Source organism: Rossellomorea vietnamensis, assembly GCF_025398035.1.
Taxonomy (GTDB): domain Bacteria; phylum Bacillota; class Bacilli; order Bacillales; family Bacillaceae_B; genus Rossellomorea; species Rossellomorea vietnamensis_B.
Map to the genome: position 1 here is coordinate 248,181 of NZ_CP104558.1, position 18,406 is coordinate 266,586.

At 43.5% G+C, this 18,406-nt stretch carries 21 protein-coding genes; 16 read left to right on the forward strand and 5 right to left on the reverse strand.

Annotation, left to right across the window (positions count from 1 at the left end):
* Window positions 1–46 precede the first annotated feature (46 nt).
* Window positions 47–1,837: a methyl-accepting chemotaxis protein gene (locus N5C46_RS01365; protein WP_261750602.1), complete on the reverse strand. Its 1,791-nt coding sequence runs from the start codon at window positions 1,835–1,837 to the stop codon at window positions 47–49.
* Window positions 1,838–2,167: 330 nt separating this feature from the next.
* Here N5C46_RS01365 and N5C46_RS01370 point away from each other — a divergent pair, with 330 nt between their 5' ends.
* The 9 genes from N5C46_RS01370 to N5C46_RS01410 all read left to right on the forward strand — a co-directional run bounded on the left by N5C46_RS01370 (window position 2,168) and on the right by N5C46_RS01410 (window position 10,607).
* Window positions 2,168–3,475 carry an aspartate aminotransferase family protein gene (locus tag N5C46_RS01370; RefSeq protein WP_261750603.1) on the forward strand — a complete coding sequence of 436 codons (1,308 nt, stop codon included), beginning with the start codon at window positions 2,168–2,170 and terminating at the stop codon, window positions 3,473–3,475.
* Window positions 3,476–4,174, forward strand: coding sequence for a 3-oxoacid CoA-transferase subunit A (locus N5C46_RS01375; protein ID WP_261750604.1), 699 nt, complete (start codon window positions 3,476–3,478; stop codon window positions 4,172–4,174). It begins immediately after the preceding gene.
* Window positions 4,153–4,815: a 3-oxoacid CoA-transferase subunit B gene (locus N5C46_RS01380; RefSeq protein WP_261750605.1), complete on the forward strand. Its 663-nt coding sequence runs from the start codon at window positions 4,153–4,155 to the stop codon at window positions 4,813–4,815. The genes N5C46_RS01375 and N5C46_RS01380 overlap by 22 nt, the downstream gene beginning before the upstream one ends.
* Window positions 4,816–4,829: 14 nt before the next feature.
* Window positions 4,830–6,095 carry a peptidase gene (locus tag N5C46_RS01385; RefSeq protein ID WP_261750606.1) on the forward strand — a complete coding sequence of 422 codons (1,266 nt, stop codon included), beginning with the start codon at window positions 4,830–4,832 and terminating at the stop codon, window positions 6,093–6,095.
* Between the two features lie 237 nt (window positions 6,096–6,332).
* Window positions 6,333–7,166, forward strand: coding sequence for a putative beta-lysine N-acetyltransferase (gene ablB, locus N5C46_RS01390; protein ID WP_261750607.1), 834 nt, complete (start codon window positions 6,333–6,335; stop codon window positions 7,164–7,166).
* Between the two features lie 53 nt (window positions 7,167–7,219).
* Window positions 7,220–8,647, forward strand: a complete 1,428-nt coding sequence (gene ablA / locus N5C46_RS01395; protein ID WP_224519702.1) for a lysine 2,3-aminomutase — start codon at window positions 7,220–7,222, stop codon at window positions 8,645–8,647.
* Window positions 8,640–8,930 carry a YokU family protein gene (locus tag N5C46_RS01400; RefSeq protein WP_261750608.1) on the forward strand — a complete coding sequence of 97 codons (291 nt, stop codon included), beginning with the start codon at window positions 8,640–8,642 and terminating at the stop codon, window positions 8,928–8,930. Before ablA ends, N5C46_RS01400 begins: the two co-directional genes overlap by 8 nt.
* A gap of 103 nt (window positions 8,931–9,033) precedes the next feature.
* A complete protein-coding gene (locus N5C46_RS01405) occupies window positions 9,034–9,258 on the forward strand; it encodes a YozE family protein (RefSeq protein ID WP_261750609.1) in 225 nt (74 codons plus the stop codon).
* A 689-nt stretch (window positions 9,259–9,947) separates the two neighbouring features.
* Window positions 9,948–10,607 carry a hypothetical protein gene (locus N5C46_RS01410; protein ID WP_034758621.1) on the forward strand — a complete coding sequence of 220 codons (660 nt, stop codon included), beginning with the start codon at window positions 9,948–9,950 and terminating at the stop codon, window positions 10,605–10,607.
* Here the strand turns inward: N5C46_RS01410 and N5C46_RS01415 are convergent.
* On the reverse strand, window positions 10,591–10,761 hold the full coding sequence (locus tag N5C46_RS01415) for a hypothetical protein (protein ID WP_156029996.1): 171 nt from the start codon (window positions 10,759–10,761) through the stop codon (window positions 10,591–10,593). The two genes, N5C46_RS01410 and N5C46_RS01415, sit on opposite strands and share 17 nt — an antisense overlap.
* A gap of 124 nt (window positions 10,762–10,885) precedes the next feature.
* Between N5C46_RS01415 and N5C46_RS01420 the strand changes: the two genes are divergently transcribed.
* A complete protein-coding gene (locus N5C46_RS01420) occupies window positions 10,886–11,062 on the forward strand; it encodes a YozD family protein (protein ID WP_079531952.1) in 177 nt (58 codons plus the stop codon).
* Window positions 11,063–11,186: 124 nt separating this feature from the next.
* Here N5C46_RS01420 and N5C46_RS01425 read toward each other — a convergent pair whose 3' ends face one another.
* Window positions 11,187–12,278, reverse strand: coding sequence for a DUF2515 family protein (locus tag N5C46_RS01425; protein ID WP_261750610.1), 1,092 nt, complete (start codon window positions 12,276–12,278; stop codon window positions 11,187–11,189).
* A gap of 366 nt (window positions 12,279–12,644) precedes the next feature.
* Here N5C46_RS01425 and N5C46_RS01430 point away from each other — a divergent pair, with 366 nt between their 5' ends.
* Window positions 12,645–13,415 carry a sporulation protein gene (locus tag N5C46_RS01430; protein WP_261750611.1) on the forward strand — a complete coding sequence of 257 codons (771 nt, stop codon included), beginning with the start codon at window positions 12,645–12,647 and terminating at the stop codon, window positions 13,413–13,415.
* Window positions 13,416–13,512: 97 nt separating this feature from the next.
* The gene (locus N5C46_RS01435; RefSeq protein ID WP_098440115.1) at window positions 13,513–13,833 is read left to right on the forward strand and encodes a YodL domain-containing protein; all 321 of its coding nucleotides are present in this window, start codon (window positions 13,513–13,515) and stop codon (window positions 13,831–13,833) included.
* Between the two features lie 68 nt (window positions 13,834–13,901).
* Here N5C46_RS01435 and N5C46_RS01440 read toward each other — a convergent pair whose 3' ends face one another.
* Together N5C46_RS01440 and N5C46_RS01445 are read right to left on the reverse strand one after the other, a co-directional pair.
* A complete protein-coding gene (locus N5C46_RS01440; protein ID WP_167562123.1) occupies window positions 13,902–14,045 on the reverse strand; it encodes a hypothetical protein in 144 nt (47 codons plus the stop codon).
* A 17-nt stretch (window positions 14,046–14,062) separates the two neighbouring features.
* Entirely contained in the window at window positions 14,063–14,185 is a 123-nt protein-coding gene (locus N5C46_RS01445; RefSeq protein WP_261750612.1) for a hypothetical protein, read from the reverse strand.
* A 132-nt stretch (window positions 14,186–14,317) separates the two neighbouring features.
* On the opposite strand from N5C46_RS01445, the gene deoD reads away from it, so the two are divergent.
* The 4 genes from deoD to N5C46_RS01465 all read left to right on the forward strand — a co-directional run bounded on the left by deoD (window position 14,318) and on the right by N5C46_RS01465 (window position 18,360).
* Window positions 14,318–15,022, forward strand: coding sequence for a purine-nucleoside phosphorylase (gene deoD, locus N5C46_RS01450; protein ID WP_261750613.1), 705 nt, complete (start codon window positions 14,318–14,320; stop codon window positions 15,020–15,022).
* A gap of 148 nt (window positions 15,023–15,170) precedes the next feature.
* Complete coding sequence (locus N5C46_RS01455; protein WP_261750614.1) at window positions 15,171–16,016, forward strand: M15 family metallopeptidase; 846 nt, start codon at window positions 15,171–15,173, stop codon at window positions 16,014–16,016.
* A 181-nt stretch (window positions 16,017–16,197) separates the two neighbouring features.
* The gene (locus tag N5C46_RS01460) at window positions 16,198–16,782 is read left to right on the forward strand and encodes a YitT family protein (protein ID WP_420720431.1); all 585 of its coding nucleotides are present in this window, start codon (window positions 16,198–16,200) and stop codon (window positions 16,780–16,782) included.
* A gap of 117 nt (window positions 16,783–16,899) precedes the next feature.
* A complete protein-coding gene (locus N5C46_RS01465; protein ID WP_261750616.1) occupies window positions 16,900–18,360 on the forward strand; it encodes a lmo1851 family serine protease in 1,461 nt (486 codons plus the stop codon).
* Window positions 18,361–18,406: the final 46 nt, after the last annotated feature.

The following is an 18,406-nucleotide window of genomic DNA, read 5'->3' on the forward strand; positions in this document are numbered from 1 at the left end:
AAATAATGATGAAAAAAAGAGCTGTCGCTAGACAGCTCTTTTTGGATTATATTTTGAAGCTGGAAATTAACTCTTTCAGTTTTTCAGCTTGCTGGGAAAGTTCAGATGCACTTGCCGTGACTTGTTCCATGGCAGCGGATCCTTCCTCTGATGCAGCTGCAGTGGTTTCGGTGTTAGATGCGGTCGACTCTGCAATTTCATTAACATGGGCAAATGAAGTGGCCACTTCTTGACTAAGATTCAGTGTTTCCTGAATATGGTCGACCATCTCATCCACGACCACCGTTGTTTTCGTCGTTTGACTCAGGATATCTTCAAGGGATGCATTGGTCTCATTGGTGATTTCAACACCTGCAATGACTTCCTTCACCCCGTCGGAGTTTTGCTTGATGATGATATTGACTTCTTCCTGAATGCTGTGGACGATCTCCGTTACACCCTTGGCAGCCTGGCGGGATTGTTCAGCAAGCTTTCTGACTTCATCTGCTACAACTGCAAATCCCCTGCCGTGTTCCCCTGCCCTTGCTGCTTCGATGGCAGCATTCAGAGCGAGAAGGTTGGTTTGTTCGGCAATGTCAGTGATGGTTCCAATAATGGTGGTGATCTGTGTTGAACGTTGTCCCAGAGCTTCAACGGTTTCACTCGTATTGGACATGGTTTCTTCAATGCTCATCATTTTAGTTGAAGAGGCATGGACGGTCTTTCCGCCTTTTTCAGCAACGACTCTCATATCACGAGCGGTTTGTCTGACAAGCTCTGCCTGGTTGAATAAGAATCTGGCGGCTTCCTCCAGGCTGTTCATTTTCTCTAAAGAAGAGGACATGCGATGGGTCGTCTGGTCGCTTCCTGCGGCAATTTCACTCGATGTTTCCGCAATGGACGTGATTGTGCGCGATGTTTCCTCTGCAGATGCGAGAAGCTCCTGGCTGCTGGCAGATACATTTTCTGCCATCTCTGAAACCTGTTTTACAAGCATGGCGATGCCGGCGATAAGTTGATTCGTATCCGACGCCAGATCAGCCAGCTCATCTTTAGATTTCACATGGATCCGTTTCGTTAAGTCTCCACCTGCATTGGCAATCTCCAAAATGGATGTACTGATTTTCTTTGTATTGGTTTTAATTGTATGAGATAAAATGATTCCAAAGAATACCGCCAATAGAACGGCGAATGCCGATAAGCCGATGGTGACGATTTGAGACAGTTGGACTTGACGGGTCAGAGAGTCGATCCGTGCATCCAGATCTTTTTGCTGGTCGACGACGATCATATCTACATATGAGCGGATCCCGTCCAGATATTTTTTACCAACTCCGGTTTCGACAAGGTTCGCAGCCTTTTCGAGTCCCTTATCTTTTCTGGTCTCGATCACCCGATCGACAAATTGCATCCAGAAACCGTACTGTGCTTCGATTTTCCCCATCTTCTCAAGCTGTTCCGGGTCATCTTTCAAAAGTGAATTTAAATCTTTGATTTGGCCTTCGACATCTCTTTTTCCATTTTGATAGGGTGCAAGAAAACCTGTTGCTCCCGTAATCACGAAGCCTTGCTCCCCGATTTCGATATCGTTTAATACTTTTGAAAGATCCTTTAATTTGGTATCGACTTTCATATCATATGTGATCAACGTGTCGATTTCTTTCTGGAGCTTCATCATATTGATATAAGAAGTAGACGCGAGGACCAACAGGACAATGGTCAAAAGGCCGAATGACAGGACGACTTTTCCTCTTATAGTACGAAAGTATGAGAATATACCAAAGCTTCTTTTTGGTCTTTCTTTTTTCATTTTCTTTCTTTTTGGCGATTTCAGCCATTTTTCTCTTGTTTTTTTCACCGTTTCCCCCTCCTGAAGATAAAGAAAAAAGTAGCATCAAAGGATGAACTTACCATTATTTTATACATATCGACCTAATATATCTAGTCAATTTGCAGAAATTTTGTCGAATTTTTGAGAATTTTAGTATATTTCAATCATAGAAAATAGGAAACTTTCTTTCGATCATTGCCTGATTTCCGGGAAAATCCAAAGATAAGATGATTTTTAAATAAAAAATGAAAGATTCGGCTTTTCACACATATGAATAAGGTATGGGAAATCTTTATGAGCATCCAGATGAGCGAATCGAAAGAGAGTACGAATCTGATTCTTTCAGGAGGGGGAACAATGCCTCATTCGCATTTAATAAAACCGTTGATTGGGGAGCAATATCCAACGATCGATTATGGGAAGGGTGTTTTCTTGTATGACACCGATGGACATGAATACGTAGATGCCTGTTCTGGAGCGGTGACGGCAAATTTGGGACATGGTATGGAAGAAATCCTTCAATCAATCGTGAATCAAGGAAACAAAGTGGCTTTTGTGTACAGGTCTCAGTTCAGCAATCAGCCGGCAGAGGAGTTAGCCTCCTTTTTGAATGATAAAACTGGTTATCCCTGGACCTTCTTTGTCAATAGTGGATCAGAGGCAGTGGAAACAGCCATCAAGATCGCCATTCAACATTGGCAGGAGAAAGGGAAGCCCCTGAAGAGAAAGATATTATCACGGTGGCTCAGTTATCACGGCATCACCTTTGGGGCCTTATCTGCTTCAGGCCATCCATCAAGAAGGGAACGGTTTGATTCGTTTTTAGGGGACTGGCCAACCATCGAACCCCCTTATTGTGCACACTGTCCATTTGGGAAGACTTACCCTTCTTGCGGTTTGGCATGTGCGTCCCAACTGGATACCATGATTACGAGGATAGGGGCTGAGAACATAGCTGCTTTTATGGCAGAACCGATCATCGGAGCGGCTGGGGGGGCCATCACTCCTCCAAAGGGATATTATGAGCGGATTAAAGAAATCTGTGAAGCCCATGACATATTATTCATTTCCGACGAAGTCATGACCGGATGCGGGAGGACGGGAACCTTTTTAGCTCTGGAACAATGGGGGGTCAAAGCAGATATCGTCGCTGTAGGTAAAGGCCTCAGTGCCGGATATGCTCCTATTGCTGCCACCCTCATTTCAGAAAAGGTCATGGAACCGATCGTACAGGGAAGTAAAGTGATCATGAGCGGCCATACCTTTAGTGGGAACCCCATGTCTGCCACTGCGGCATTGGCTGTACTTAAGCTGATCGAATCAGAAAAGATCATTGAAGGTGTCGATCAGAAAGGGACCTATTTAAAGAATCTCCTGGAAAAATGCAGGACTGAATTTCCTTTTATTCAGGACATCAGGGGACGGGGCCTTATGTGGGGAATTGAATTTGATGAGCGGGGTGCGGGGTTTACGTCTTTCATCGTGCAGAATGGAGTAGATAACGGGATACTGTTATACCCTGCTTCAGCCGGAATTGATGGCAGGAAGGGCTCTGCCATCATGGTGGCACCGCCATTGAACAGTACGAAAAGAGAGCTTGAGGAGATGGTTAAAAGGTTGAGAAGGACTTTTCAAATGGCAGCAGATAATTGGAAGGTGACGTAGATGTCAGCACATCACAATAAGTTGGGCCACTACGAAGGGATCCGCCACTTTTTTCATGATGAAATGACGATGATGTTTGGAGGGTTTGGAGGGGTTGGCTCCCCGCCTGGCATGATAAAGCATCTTCTGGAGTGGGGTGTGAAGGATCTTACCATTATCGGAAACGACACAGGGTTCCCTCACATCGGCATCGGTCAATTGGTCGCAAAGAATCGAGTGAGGAAAGTGATTGCTTCACACATAGGATCTAATCCGATTGCAGGAAGATTGATGAGTGAAGGGAAGCTTGAAGTTGAATTCTCCCCACAAGGTATCTTAGCTGAAAGAATAAGGGCAGGCGGAGTGGGATTAAAAGGGATCATCAGCGACATAGGGGTGGATGACCCCTATTTGAATAAGGGAAAGACATTCGTTGAAGTAGATGGTGAACGTTTTGTATTCGAGACGGCACTGGTTGCTGAAGTGGGGATTGTTTATGCGAAGAAAGCCGATACATTCGGGAACCTTGTCTATGACAAGAGCGCAAGGAATACGAATCCACTTATTGCAATGGCCTCGGATGTGACGATTGTCGAGACGGAAGAAGTGGTTGCTTACGGAGAGCTGGATCCCGAGGAAATCGTCACGTCAGGAGTGTTTGTGGATCATATCGTCTTGTCTAAAGGAGTCGATTGGAAATGGGCCTGGGAAACGAATTGAAGGATAAAATGGCAAAACGTGCAGCGCTTGAGGTGAAAGAAAATATGATGGTGAATCTCGGGATCGGGATTCCCTCCCTCGTCCCAAATCACCTTCCTCAAGGATTTCCGGTCATATTTCAGTCTGAAAATGGAATCATCGGCATCGGTCCTGCACCCTTGGAAGGTCATGAAGATGAAAATCTGTGCAATGCCGGGGGATTCCCGGTTTCGTTGATGGAGGGGGGATGTTATACAGACAGCTCCATCGCTTTCGCCATGATCCGCCGGGGCAAGATCGACCTGACGATACTTGGCTCCCTGCAGGTCAGTGAAAAGGGGGATCTTGCCAATTGGATCATACCGGGCAAAAAGGTACCGGGGATGGGAGGGGCAACGGAACTCGCCTCCAAAGCAAAGAAAGTCATTGTACTCATGACCCACTTAGATAAAAATGGCGGCAGCAAGATTGTAAGGGAATGCACCCTTCCATTAACGGCCAGGCGCTGTGTTTCGATGATCATCACTGACCGTGCCGTATTCTCACTGGAAGAGGAACATTTAATCCTGCGTGAGATATTCAATCCTTATACATTGAAGGATATAGAGGAGTCGACAGAAGCCCGTTACATTATAAGCCCTGATATCAAGTTTATAGGATAGGGGGAGGAAGACAAATGGATACTCATCGCCTCATAAAAGAAAAAATAGAAGAAAAAAAGAAAAGGACGATAAAGCTTCTGCAAAGACTGGTCCAGGAAGATAGTGTCAGGGGAAACGAATCAAAGGCGCAGGCGATCATCATAGAGAAATGCAGAAAGCTTGGTTTGGAGCTGGACATTTGGGAAATAAAAGAAACGGATATAAAACATCATCCCTTTTACAAGTGCGACCGGACTAATTTTAAAGGGAATCCCAATGTGGTAGGGGTTTTAAAAGGCACAGGCGGCGGAAAGAGCCTTCTTTTAAATGGACATATCGATGTTGTACCGGAAGGGGATCGAAGAGATTGGATTTACGATCCCTATAGCGGACTCATCGAGGACGGGAAGCTTTACGGGCGGGGAGCAACGGATATGAAAGGCGGTTCGGTCGCTTTGCTGCTCGCCATCGAAGTGATACAGGAGTTGAATATTCCTTTAAAGGGAGATGTGATCTTTCAAAGTGTCATAGAAGAGGAAAGCGGGGGAACGGGTACCTTAGCCACATTGACTAGAGGCTATAAGGCGGATGCTGTCATCATTCCTGAGCCGACCAATATGAAGATCTTCCCTAAACAGCAAGGATCCATGTGGTTTCGCCTAAAGGTAAAAGGAAAATCTGCACACGGGGGAACGAGGTATGAAGGGGTAAATGCAATAGAGAAAGCATATAAGGTCATTGGAGTTCTTCAGCAATTGGAGAATGCACGAAACGAGAAGGTGGATGATCCATTGTATCGGAATATTCCCATCCCGTTACCCGTTAATATCGGAAGAATCGAAAGTGGGAAATGGCCATCTTCCGTTCCGGATACGGCTATCATTGAAGGCAGGATAGGAGTCGGACCCTGGGAGACACTCCATGAAGTCGAACAGGAATTCACAACCGTAATTTCCAAGCTGAGATCAATCGATCCATGGTTTGATGAACACCCTGTCGAGGTGGAATGGTTTGGCGGGCGCTGGCAGCCGGGCAACCTTCCAAGTGACCATGAATTAGTACACACCCTGTCGCTGCATGCTGAACAGGTAATGTCGTCTGAGCCGATCATTGAAGCCTCACCCTGGGGAACGGATGGGGGGATTTTGTCTCAAGGAGGCAATATGCCTGTGGTGATTTTTGGACCGGGAACAACTGAAGTGGCCCATGATGCAAATGAATACATCGAATTAGAGAGGGTTTACCAATCGGCTGAAATTTTTTCTCGATTTATGATCGATTGGTGTAATAAACCCTCATGATTTCCATCCCAATGGGGTAGAAGGTAATAAGATGCTATACTCATTCGCCTGAGAGAGGATTGGTCATGACCCGGACACACCAGGACAAAAGAACGAAGTCAAACACCCACCCCTTTCTTCACCCTTAGACAGGAACAACTCACTTGATTCAAGTATGAGGTTGTTCCCTTTTTATGGTGGTTTGTTTCATAACTTATCTCATGCCTTCATATGTTTGTTAAAAAGGGGCTTAAAAGAATGCAAACATATGAATATATACAACAACCAAAAGTGGAAGCGACCATTTATAAAGATGATTATAATCGTAGACTCCGGGTGGATGAATTCAGGGGGAATGCAGGAAGGCTATTGGAGCTCATGGTGAATATAGCTGAGACCCATCAGTTCGAAAAGTTCATTGTGAAGGCAAAGTCAAATCAGGTTGCCCACCTGATGGAAAAGGGATTTATTGTAGAGGGGGGAGTAAACGGTTACTTTAGGGGAGACAGTGCTTTCTTTATGAGTAAATTTCTGACGGATGATCGAAGGAATAGTTCTTTTTGGAGAAAAGAGGATGACATTCTTCAAGCGGTTCAACAGCTGAATAGTAAAACCATGGAAGGGTCAGGATTGATATCTGTAGCCACCGGGGGGCACGCAGAGAAATTAGCAGATCTCTATCAAGAAGTGTTCACGCTATATCCTGTACCATTACAAGATCCCGATTATATAAAAGAATCCATGAAAAATGGGACAATCTTTGTATATATCGAGGAGGATGGAAGGATCATCAGCGCCGCTTCTGCTGAAATATCTGCAAACAACAAGAATGCTGAACTAACGGATTGTGCTACGAGATCTTCTCATCGTAAAGGCGGGTATATGAAGCATCTGCTGACGAAGCTTGAGGATGAATTAGTGAAACAGAACATTTTTTGCGCTTATACGATTGCCAGGGCACTTTCATTTGGGATGAATGCTGCATTCCACCAGCTTGGGTACAGATATGGTGGGAGACTTGCGAATAACTGCATCATCTTTGACAAAATGGAAGATATGAACATTTGGGAGAAGGATTTAAGTGAAAGGTAGAAGAAATCTCCGGGTCTTGTGGAACGAAACTTTCTGGAAAGTTGGTGGAATAGATGAAAATGAATCTCTATAAACCAAAAAGGGATTGGAAGGATATTGAGCTTTGGAAAGATGTCACGGATGAACAATGGAATGACTGGTTATGGCAGCTGACAAACACAATCAGAACCCTTGATGACTTAAAGAAAGTGGTGAACCTGACGCCGGAGGAAGAAGAAGGGGTCAAAATTTCAACCAAGACCATTCCGTTGAATATCACTCCTTACTATGCATGGCTGATGAATGAGGATGACCCCCGCTGCCCGATCCGGATGCAATCCGTTCCGATTGGCCAGGAGATCCATAAAACAAAGTATGACCTGGAAGATCCTTTGCATGAAGATGAGGATTCACCGGTACCGGGGTTAACGCACAGATACCCGGACAGGGTGTTATTCCTCGTCACCAATCAATGTTCCATGTACTGCAGATACTGTACGAGAAGGAGGTTTTCCGGGCAGATCGGAATGGGTGTCCCGAAGAAGCAGCTTGACGCGGCCATTGAATATATTAGGGAAACGCCGAGCGTAAGGGACGTCCTGCTCTCAGGCGGGGATGGTCTCTTGATCAATGATCAAATATTAGAGTATATTTTAAAGAACCTGAGGGACATCCCCCATGTCGAGATCATCCGGATCGGAACGAGGGCTCCTGTCGTGTTTCCACAACGGATCACTGAAAACCTGTGTAATATATTAAAGAAATACCATCCGGTTTGGTTAAATACTCACTTCAATACATCCATTGAAATTACGGAAGAGTCCAAAAAGGCATGTGAGATGCTTGTGAATGCAGGGGTTCCTGTAGGGAATCAAGCTGTGATCCTGGCTGGCATCAATGACAGCGTTCCAATCATGAAGAAACTTATGCACGATCTGGTTAAAATTCGCGTGCGCCCGTATTATATTTATCAATGTGACCTATCGGAGGGAATCGGTCATTTCAGGGCACCTGTCAGCAAAGGGCTTGAAATCATTGAAGGATTGAGGGGACACACATCGGGTTACGCCGTACCGACCTTCGTGTTGGATGCTCCCGGAGGCGGAGGGAAAATATCCCTGCAACCGAATTACCTGATATCCCAAAGTGCTTCGAAAGTGGTCGTAAGGAATTTCGAAGGCGTCATTTCCACCTATCCGGAACCGGAGGAATACGTAGCAGGAAGGGCGGATGAATACTTTAAAGAAGTTTATCATGATGAAGAAATCAATGAACCTACCATAGGGATCGCTGGATTGATGAATCAGACACATTCCTCTCTTACGCCTGCAGGTCTCAAGCGTTTGGAACGTCGCAAGGAATATCAGGAGAACCCGGATCATAACTCTCTCAAGGACTTCAGGGGAAAAAGGGATCAGCTGAAGGAAAAGAAGCATAAAGCGATGCTTTCAAAAATGAATCAGGACAAAAATGATGATAAGGAAGAAACCATCAATGGCTGAAAATACGGTGAAACTGTGCGAATGGTGTGAAGAGAACACGGCTCATGCTCATCAATCAAGTGTGTATTGGGAGTTGCCCGATGGCTCACGGGCGGTCCAGATTGCGAATGTCCCGGGCCTTTCCTGCAGTCATTGCGGAATGGAATATCAAGAGGAATCTATCATCAATGAAATCGAGGACCAGCTGATGCTGATCGATACGAGGTTAATTGATAAGGTGATTTCTTATAAAGAGTTAATGGCCCTTCCCCGCTTACTTAAGAAGAATTATTTTCGATTTTAGCAGGTGGAGGCATCGATATGCTCTCATTTGAAGCAAACACTTTACGAATTCATCTTCTTCCGCTATCCTTTTAGAAAAGAAAGAACGAGGGCAGGTGGAAGAGATGAGAAAATCCTTTTATCATTATTTGATGAAATACAGGCAACCTACTGCCAAGGATGATATCACCCGATTTGCGAATTCAGCTTATGATGATCACAGCTTTCCGAAACAGTCCGGGCAATACAATGAAATCAGCTCCTATCTCGAAATGAATGGACACTACCTTGAAAGCATGTCCATCTTCGACATGGCCTGGGACCAGTACCAATTAGAAGAAAAAGATTAATGATAATCCAAGCCAAAGGACTGACATTTGTTTCCCGCAAACGTCGGTCCTTTTTTAAAAAGCAAAGCTCTTTTCGCAGACTGACTTTAATAACTGGATCTTCAAATGCTCTGTCAATTAGTACATGGTGGATGGTGAGGGGAACTGCTTCGCTTTCCGTGGACGTTCGGCCAAGCCTCCTCAGCTTTCGCTTCCGGGGTCTTGGCACGCCCGTTTTCCACAGGAGTCTACGCAGTTCCCCTCACCATCTAAATAAGACTTGTTAGACAGAGCTATCAAAATGACAGGTGTGAAATATGATGATCTCAGCTTTAGTAGCTAAAATTGGCTGTTGAAAAAAACGTGCAGGTTTTTAGAGTATTTAGAAATGCATACACAGAAAGTTGATTGGAGCGGAAGGTGCTCGACTCCGACGGGAATAGCGGGAAAGTTGAGACCCCGCAGGGCTTTAGCCCGAGGAGGCTCAACTCACGCCCCGCGGAAAGCGAGCACCTGCAGCGGAAATCAACCAGCACTTCCCCTTTAATAGAAAAAATTATTAAAGTTCACCATAAGCTGATTGATTCGTTTTTTGGTCATTTCATGTAAACATTTCTTACCCTAAAGAAAAGATAGTCAGGGATTTCGTGTATACCGATATGATTGTTATTGCATATCATATAAAAAAGGCGATTAAGGGTGAGGGGAGAATGAAGAAACGAAAAGAGCCTAGATTCAGAGTTGGGGAAACGGTAGTCGTCACAATTTATGGTACCGTCGGGAAAATCACAGACATTAAAAAGATTGACGGAGAGTTTTTATATGAGGTCAATGAAAGTGAAGGGTTATTCAAGGAAAAAGCATTAGAACTGCTTGATTCTTATGATGGATATATTTTTGAACAGGAACAGATCGATATTGAATACAAATTTCTGTTTGGTGACCTTGTCCTTGTAAAGGGATACGAAGAGGATCTCTTTAAAGTGGTGGGTTTCAGAACAGAGATATGGCGATATAAAGATGATGCATGGGAAGACGTGATCTATGAATTAATGAGGATCACGGATGGGGAGTGGCTGGAGGCGGACGAAGATGAAATTACCCTGGTTGCCGATGAAGAGCAGGCGGAAGCTTTCATAAAAAAATATGGATTTGTCTTCCCGCAAAAAAAAGAAGGTAAATCCAAATCGCTCCATTCACCTGCATTTCCAAAGCCAACCTGGATTGATCAGCTCCTTGATCATTACAATGACTACAAAACACTGTATCTATTATTCAATGATAGTAAATACAAGAATAAAATGGATTATGTGTTAGAACAGTTGAAGAATCATACAAATACACAGTCCATCGTCAAAGAGAAGGAATAAGCCACATAATATATAGAAAAACCGGGACGCTTATGACCAGGAATGATAATAGTATGACACGAAGGATCCATTGCATGCCTGAAACAATGATCCCTTCTCCATTCTCCAGGTCTCTTACCATCGATTTCGTTTTTTGGGTAAATGTATGTAACATATTATCGCTCCTCTACCTTTGATGATAAAGTCTATGCTTGTCTTTAAAGTGTTATGAAAACTTTTTTTTTCTGGCATAACCGGGATAGTATTATCATAAATTGAGAATCAAAGGGGGCGATCACATGCGGGAGATAGAAGTCTTTATCGACACCGAGGAAATTGCTGAGTTCTTTATGAAAGAACTGATCCAAAGAGGATATGCACCATCAGAAGATGAGCTGGAAGAAATAGCGGACATCACATTCGAGTATCTGATTGCCAAATGTATCATTGATGAAGAATGGGAAGATGAGGTTTAGATTCTATTCACCCATCGATCTGGATTTCAATTAGTATGCCAACGACCATTCATATAACAGGGATTGACTCTGGTGTGTCTCCCAGACCTTCATTTATGGAGGAAGGGGGGCACATTATTTTGAGTCAATCCCTTTTTAGTTTCAAAAGAATAGTCGTTCTTGCTTTCCATTTACGGGTCATAGAGAAATGGTGAGGGTCAGTCATCGTCAAAAGGGGAGACATCACCTCAATCGGCTGCTCTCTAAACCAATCCGGCGACGAAGGATCGTCATAATGAATATTTTCCCAGACAGCTCTTAGCTCGGGGCTGAATAAATGCTTTCTTTTCTTCACACTTGAGTAAATATGCGGCCAATAATCTTCCCTGGATCCCGTATGAGGATGGTGAAGTGAGAAAGATAGTGCAGTGGGGTAAACATTCGGATGGAATAATACTCTATATAATTTCTTGCCTAATTGAATTCTGCGATCCACTTTCTCAAAGTGGGAAACGGAAAGGCCTGCCAGGGAGGATGGGGACTGCTTGCCATAAGGGAAGAGGATGGAAGTGAATTCAAGCCGGTCCTGCAGGAAAAACTTCCACTTTTCAATTCCCATATTTAGATTTGGACTGGATAATATCTTGTTTTGAATCAGGTGCTGCTCATTCATAATGAGTGCGGTGGTCAACACAGGGTGATTCCCCGTCTTGAGATAATCTGCCCATAGCTTCCGCATGAATATTGAAACGTTGAACTTTTTCAGGAGGTGAAAGGAGTGGCGGCCGGTTAATTTCCAGTTTTCATAAAGTAATAGTTGAGGATACGCGTCTTCGAAGATCGCTGCATTACATCGTTCCAGGAACTCGAATAGAGATTGTTGTTCGGTGTGACTCATTACATGTGAGAGCAGATCGTTCTGGATATCTGTCATATGATAACCGGCATTTCTCGATACCATGTGGGCAAGAAAGGACCAGTGCAGTTCAGGGTGTTTTTTGAATATATCAAGATAGGAAGAAGTTCTTGTCAGGTTATTGACATTAGCTTTTTTCACTTTGATGAAAATTTGCTTGAACAACGCTTGTTCTTCAGGAAAATAGACATCAGGGACCGGTTCCTGCTTCATTTCACGGTAAAGCCTGTAAACCGCCTGAACATCAAGAAGGGGGGACATATTCGTATGTTTACCCGGTTTGAATAGGTTTGAGATGACTTGAAACGGTGAATAACCCAAGTAATCACACCTCTCTCAAAAAAAAATGAAAAATATTCTCTCGTGTGAAACTAAACTTGAGGTGAATCGTATATAGATACATATAAAGAAACACTTCTTGATTTACGCCCTTACAAGAAGTTATTTTCTAATCACGTCCAATATGTCGGGAATGGATGGAATCCACCTGAAACTTTATCTCCCCCGCATCTTGAGGAATTGTTATAGCAAGAAGGAAAAAAGTGTTTGGTGGAAGAATTCCTTAAAAGTAGATTTATAATCTTGAAATGAAGGGACGAAGACTATCATGTAGGCTCTGAGTCTAGCGGGGATTTATTAAAGTGGATTGAAATAGTACACAAACAATATACGAGGAGGAATTTTCATATGTCATTTTTTAATAAAGTATTTGCTTCAATCGGTATTGGAGCAGCCACAGTGGATACGAAATTGGAGAAATCGAGCTACGTTGCAGGGGAGACGGTAAACGGGGTGGTGGAAATTACGGGAGGAAGTACGGAGCAGAGTATCGATGCCATCTATCTAACCCTTTTCACTACATATATCCGTGAATCGGATGACAAGAAATATACAGATTACGCCCCGATTCAGAAGGTGCAAATATCCAATCCATTCTCCGTTTTGGAAAATGAAAAAAAAGAATTTCCCTTTACCTTCACCCTTCCCTTCGAAACCCCGATCACATATGGGAACACGAGGGTATGGGTAGCCACAGGGGTCGATATCAAAAATGCAGTGGATCCAAAAGACAAAGACTATATTGAAATCGTGCCGAATCAGTTGACGAATGCCGTCCTGACTTCTGTACAGGAACTCGGCTTCAGAATTCGAACAGTGGAATGTGAAGAGGCGCCGAAACGTTTCAGAGGGAGATATCCTTTTATTCAGGAGTTTGAGTTTGTACCGGTAAATGGACCATATCAGCGTAAATTGGATGAACTTGAAGTGATGTTCCTGAATCAAACGGAAGACCGGGTGGAACTGCTTCTGGAAGTGGACAGACGGGCGAGGGGACTGGGTGGGTTCCTGGCTGAGGCTCTCGAAATGGATGAATCCATGGTCAGACTGACCATAAGCTCTTCCGATGTTCCCCGTTTAGGAGTGAAACTTCAACAAGCCATCGACAAATTTGCGTGAAAAATTCCATTCGACAAAGATTCCCATGATTCTGTGAAGGATTCGACACGCTGTTTGTGTAATTGTATGAGTACAACATAATGACGGAGGGGTGCTCATGCCTTTACTTGAAAAAATCATACGTCCAAAGCTCTTGAGATCGACCTATGACGTGACTATTTTCCAAACCCCTAATTATGGGGAGGATAAAGGTTACGAAAAGGTTTATCGTATCTCGGTTGAAGCAAATAATCATGAAGAAGCCCTGTATCAGACATTCAGAACGTTTAATGTACCAGACTTGGTTCCAAAGGATTATCAAGGCAGATATATTGCTACACGAGACATCGTTTTCATTGATGAAGGACGGAGGGGCCATCATTATTATCGGCTGCAGCCAAATGGCTGGAAGCGGGTGAACCGGATCGTCATTCATTAGATAAAGTACCATTTGAAAAAGGAAAGAATCTGCCTCATAGGGTGGATTCTTTCCTTTTTTATGAGTCCTCACATATTATGTCCAGGACCATTTTTTCTATTTAGACCTGTGTTCTCTTTCCCGTGTGCATTATGCTCGGCATCCAATGCTTCTTTCGGGATATGATTATTTTTCTTAGGGGCATTGATTCTATTTCGGTGCTTTTTTCCCATCGATGTGTCCCCCTTTTTTATGATTTAAGTTTTTCTGTTCTTGAAGAAGTTGGTTGTGTCCCCGACCGGGTAGAAGGGTTGGTTTCATTTGCATGTTGTACGGCTTGCTTCAGTTTTTTGCTCATTTGTTCTTTTGCCATGGTTTTATCACTCCTTCTGCCTTTATTTTGACCCCTCATTCATCGTTCTATCCTTCCATTTCCTAGCGTTGCATATGTCCGGAAAAAGAATTACAATGGTCTTTCAACAGTCTTGATAGGAGGAATAGTTTAGTGAGTATACATATCAATGCAAAAGAAAACGAAATTGCAGAAACAGTTCTTTTACCTGGGGATCCACTTAGAGCGAAGTATATTGCAGAAACGTTCTTAGAAGATGTAACATGCTACAACGAAGTCCGAAATATGTTTGGATACACGGGAACGTACAAAGGAAAAAGAATTTCGGTGCAGGGAACTGGCATGGGTGTTCCGTCGATTTCAATTTATATCAATGAATTGATGCAAAGTTATAACGTTCAGAACCTGATTCGTGTCGGTACATGTGGAGCCATTCAAAAGGACGTCAAAGTACGTGACGTCATCCTGGCCATGACATCGTCCACTGATTCTCAAATGAATAAACTAACGTTCAACGGGATCGATTATTCTCCTACGGCGAACTTCGATCTTTTAAAACGGGCATACGATGCAGGGGTAGAAAAAGGACTTAATCTGAAAGTCGGAAACGTATTCACAGCCGATATGTTCTACAATGACAATGCGGAGCATGAAAAGTGGGCTCAATATGGTATCCTGGCCATTGAGATGGAAACGTCCGCCCTTTACACATTGGCAGCCAAATATGGTCGAAATGCCCTTTCGGTTCTGACTGTAAGCGACCATATCCTGACAGGGGAAGAAACTTCTTCAGAAGAGCGTCAGACGACTTTCAATGAAATGATTGAAGTGGCTTTAGAAGCGGCCATTCAAGATTAATTCATAAAGGCAATAGAAAAAAACTGCTTACAATCCCTAGTCGGGTTTATAGGCAGTTTTTCATTATGTGAAGTTTCTCCTGCTTACATATTGTCCCGGGCATGGTAAGATGGAGAATGGAACCATTATAGAGAAACTAGGTGAAAGTATGAAAAAGATCATCTTCATAACTGCTGCCTCCCTGGTTTTATTATCAGGTTGTTCGCAAGTGGAAGAGTGGTCAGACGAATTATTTGGCCAAAAGCAGCAAGAGACAAAGGAAAAGGAACCAAAGGTTCAAACGCCTGACAACGGGCAGGATGAACAAGCATTGCCGGAACAGCAGCCTGCCGAAGAAGCGGTTCCTAAAGAGCTGCAATTAGAGTCCCAATACTTCAATGACGTAAAAGTTGTGGACGGAAAGCAGGTTATTCAAAATCCCTCCAATTTATTAGCATTGGTAAATAAGGAATATGCTTTAGATGAATACAAACCTGCCGATCTGGTCCGACCAAACGTTCCATTCGTATTCGGGGATCAGGACCTTGAAAAAGCGCACCTCCGTAAAGAAGCGGCAGACCAGTTGGAAAAGATGTTCGCAGATGCCAAAGCGGGAGGGGTATTCCTGACAGCAATTTCAGGTTACCGTTCATACGAGTACCAAAAAATGCTCCTGGACAGGGAAATAGCCCAATTCGGTGAAGAAAAGGCGGTCATGGCCGTTGCGCCTCCGGGACAAAGTGAGCACCAATCAGGATTGGCTATGGATATTTCCAGTCAAAGTAACCAATTCCAAGTGAATATAGAATTCGCTGATACGAAAGAAGGAAAATGGCTGGCAGAGAACGCATATAAGTACGGGTTCATTCTTCGCTATCCCGAAGATAAGGTGTCCATTACACAGTATCAATATGAACCTTGGCACTTTAGATATGTCGGAATGGAAGCCGCTAAAGTAATTCATGAAAACGATTGGACACTTGAGGAATACTTTAAAAACGTAAAGAAAATCTAATGTTGAAAAAGGGTCAGGGCCTATGGTTCCTGACCCTTTTTTAGATGGGGATTTAAGGATATCAAGGTCTATCTGCTTTTAAAGTCGACGAATTCCGTTCCGCTTTGTTCTCTTTTATTACATTTCCACATACAACAGTAATAAGGGATGTCCAATTTGGAATGGGTGGGTGGATGGTATGATGAGAGTGTTCAGTATAATCATCATTGGCAGTATTTTCGTCGGTATAGGCATCAATCTATTTTTCGTCCCCCATCATTTTCTCGATGGGGGCATGATCGGGATCGGTTTGATTGCCCACTATTGGCTCGGTGTGAAACCAGGTCTTACCATCATCCTTCTGAGTATCCCCCTTTATCTGCTTGCATTCTTTAAAGATCGAATCCTTTTTTATAACAGTATACACGGGCTATGGTTGTCCTCTTTAATGATCGATTATTTTTATCATTGGCATACCCTCTTACATCTTCCGCCACTATTAAGTGCTTTTTTGGGCGGTGCTTTTGTCGGGATCGGAATCGGCCTCATGTTGAGGGGGAATTCTGCTACGGGTGGATCTGACTTATTGGCACAATTAATTGGAAAGAGTTTTGGATGGAATGTCGGTAAGTTGATCTTCGCCTTTGATAGCATCGTCCTTATAGCAGGATTCCCCATTATTGGGATGGGAGCATTTTTATATTCTTTGTTAGCTGTAAGCACGGTGGGGTTTTTTACGACGATTTTGACGCATTATAATGGGGAAGATGGATTTTCCTTTCGCTAACATGGAAAAGCTGATAGAATGAAGAAGTTATGAGCTTAAGATTGCTCAGGGGAATGTTTCATGATATTCTAAACGAAAATTCACACAAGATACATAGCAACGAAAGTGGTGGAAGCTTTGGAACAAGATAAGACAGAACAGGCACAACAGGAAACCCAGTCAAGTTATATAAAAATGAAAAAATTCAAATTCGTCATGCTCTTATTTTTCCTTGTATTCCTAACGGCAGGAATTACAACATTTGCATTGGCGTTTGGAGATGAAAAAGCAGTCAACGTAGGGGTTACAGAACGATCGGAATTTCAGAAGCTGTATGAAGCCTATGATAAGTTAAATCAGAACTATTACAAGGACCTGGATCAGGACAAACTTGTGAACGGTGCGATCAATGGGATGATCGATAGCGTCGGGGATCCCTATTCCGATTATATGAATGAGGAAGAGGCGAAGAAGTTCCAGGAAAGCATTTCTTCTTCGTTTGAAGGGATAGGAGCAGAAATACAGGAGAAAGATGGCTACATCTCCATCGTCTCTCCAATTAAAGGTTCCCCTGCAGAAAAAGCCGGCCTGCAGCCTAACGACATCATCACAAAGGTAGATGACAAAAGCATTCAGGGGATGTCTGTAACAGATGCCGTTCTTCTCATTCGTGGAGAAAAAGGCACAAAGGTAACGCTGACCATTCAACGGCCAGGTCAGGATAAACCGATGGAGGTCACCATCACCAGAGATGAGATACCGATCGAAACGGTTTATGCTGAAATGAAAGATAATGGTGTAGCAGAAATCCAAATCACAAGCTTTTCAGAAAATACGTATAAAGAATTGACAGAAGCGTTAAATGAAATGAACCATAAAGGCATGAAGAAACTCGTTCTGGATCTTAGACAAAATCCGGGTGGATTACTTGATCAAGCTGTCAAGATCTCGAATCTGTTTGTACCTGAAGGTGAAGTCTTATTCCAGGTGAAAGACAGTAATGGAAAAGTGGAAAAGTATGTTTCAGAATCAGGTCAGAAAGTAGAAGTCCCTACAGCCGTCCTGGTCGATGAAGGAAGTGCAAGTGCTGCAGAAATTCTATCAGCAGCCGTAAGCGAATCCAATGATATACCTTTGGTTGGGACGAAGACATTCGGTAAGGGGACCGTCCAGACGGCCGAAACCTTCAAAGATGGCTCAAATATGAAGTTCACGACGGCTAAATGGCTGACGCCTAAAGGAAACTGGATTCATGAAAAAGGAATCAAGCCAGATGTCGAAGTGAAGATGCCTGATTATGCCCAGCTTCCTTATATCAACCCGGACAAGGAACTAAAGGAAGAAGATTTATCAGATTCCGTGAAAACAGCAGAGCAAATGCTCGAAGCTCTGGATTTAGACCCAGGGAAAGTAGACGGCTATTATGATGCAGATACAACGGCAGCCGTTAAGGAATTCCAAGGGGAAAACGACCTCGAAGTGACAGGTACACTGAACGGGGAAACCATCTTGAAGCTTATGACCGACCTAAGAGAAAAGCTGAAAGAAAACGATCCCCAACTGAAAAAGGCGATTGAAGTGTTAAATAAAGATCAATAAATCCTAGATCCCAGGTGATTTGACCTGGGATCTTTTTTTTGTCCGG

Excerpts from the sequence above, each read along its gene's own strand:
- N5C46_RS01440 (WP_167562123.1), bottom strand. The coding sequence starts at position 14,045 with ATGGGAAAAAAGCACCGAAATAGAATCAATGCCCCTAAGAAAAATAAT.
- N5C46_RS01385 (WP_261750606.1), top strand. The coding sequence starts at position 4,830 with ATGGATACTCATCGCCTCATAAAAGAAAAAATAGAAGAAAAAAAGAAA.
- N5C46_RS01405 (WP_261750609.1), top strand. The coding sequence starts at position 9,034 with ATGAGAAAATCCTTTTATCATTATTTGATGAAATACAGGCAACCTACT.
- N5C46_RS01380 (WP_261750605.1), top strand. The coding sequence starts at position 4,153 with ATGGGCCTGGGAAACGAATTGAAGGATAAAATGGCAAAACGTGCAGCG.
- ablA (WP_224519702.1), top strand. The coding sequence starts at position 7,220 with ATGAAAATGAATCTCTATAAACCAAAAAGGGATTGGAAGGATATTGAG.
- N5C46_RS01455 (WP_261750614.1), top strand. The coding sequence starts at position 15,171 with ATGAAAAAGATCATCTTCATAACTGCTGCCTCCCTGGTTTTATTATCA.
- N5C46_RS01445 (WP_261750612.1), bottom strand. The coding sequence starts at position 14,185 with ATGGCAAAAGAACAAATGAGCAAAAAACTGAAGCAAGCCGTACAACAT.
- ablB (WP_261750607.1), top strand. The coding sequence starts at position 6,333 with ATGCAAACATATGAATATATACAACAACCAAAAGTGGAAGCGACCATT.
- N5C46_RS01420 (WP_079531952.1), top strand. The coding sequence starts at position 10,886 with ATGCGGGAGATAGAAGTCTTTATCGACACCGAGGAAATTGCTGAGTTC.
- N5C46_RS01400 (WP_261750608.1), top strand. The coding sequence starts at position 8,640 with ATGGCTGAAAATACGGTGAAACTGTGCGAATGGTGTGAAGAGAACACG.
- N5C46_RS01410 (WP_034758621.1), top strand. The coding sequence starts at position 9,948 with ATGAAGAAACGAAAAGAGCCTAGATTCAGAGTTGGGGAAACGGTAGTC.
- N5C46_RS01435 (WP_098440115.1), top strand. The coding sequence starts at position 13,513 with ATGCCTTTACTTGAAAAAATCATACGTCCAAAGCTCTTGAGATCGACC.
- N5C46_RS01375 (WP_261750604.1), top strand. The coding sequence starts at position 3,476 with ATGTCAGCACATCACAATAAGTTGGGCCACTACGAAGGGATCCGCCAC.
- N5C46_RS01370 (WP_261750603.1), top strand. The coding sequence starts at position 2,168 with ATGCCTCATTCGCATTTAATAAAACCGTTGATTGGGGAGCAATATCCA.
- N5C46_RS01415 (WP_156029996.1), bottom strand. The coding sequence starts at position 10,761 with ATGTTACATACATTTACCCAAAAAACGAAATCGATGGTAAGAGACCTG.
- N5C46_RS01430 (WP_261750611.1), top strand. The coding sequence starts at position 12,645 with ATGTCATTTTTTAATAAAGTATTTGCTTCAATCGGTATTGGAGCAGCC.
- N5C46_RS01460 (WP_420720431.1), top strand. The coding sequence starts at position 16,198 with ATGAGAGTGTTCAGTATAATCATCATTGGCAGTATTTTCGTCGGTATA.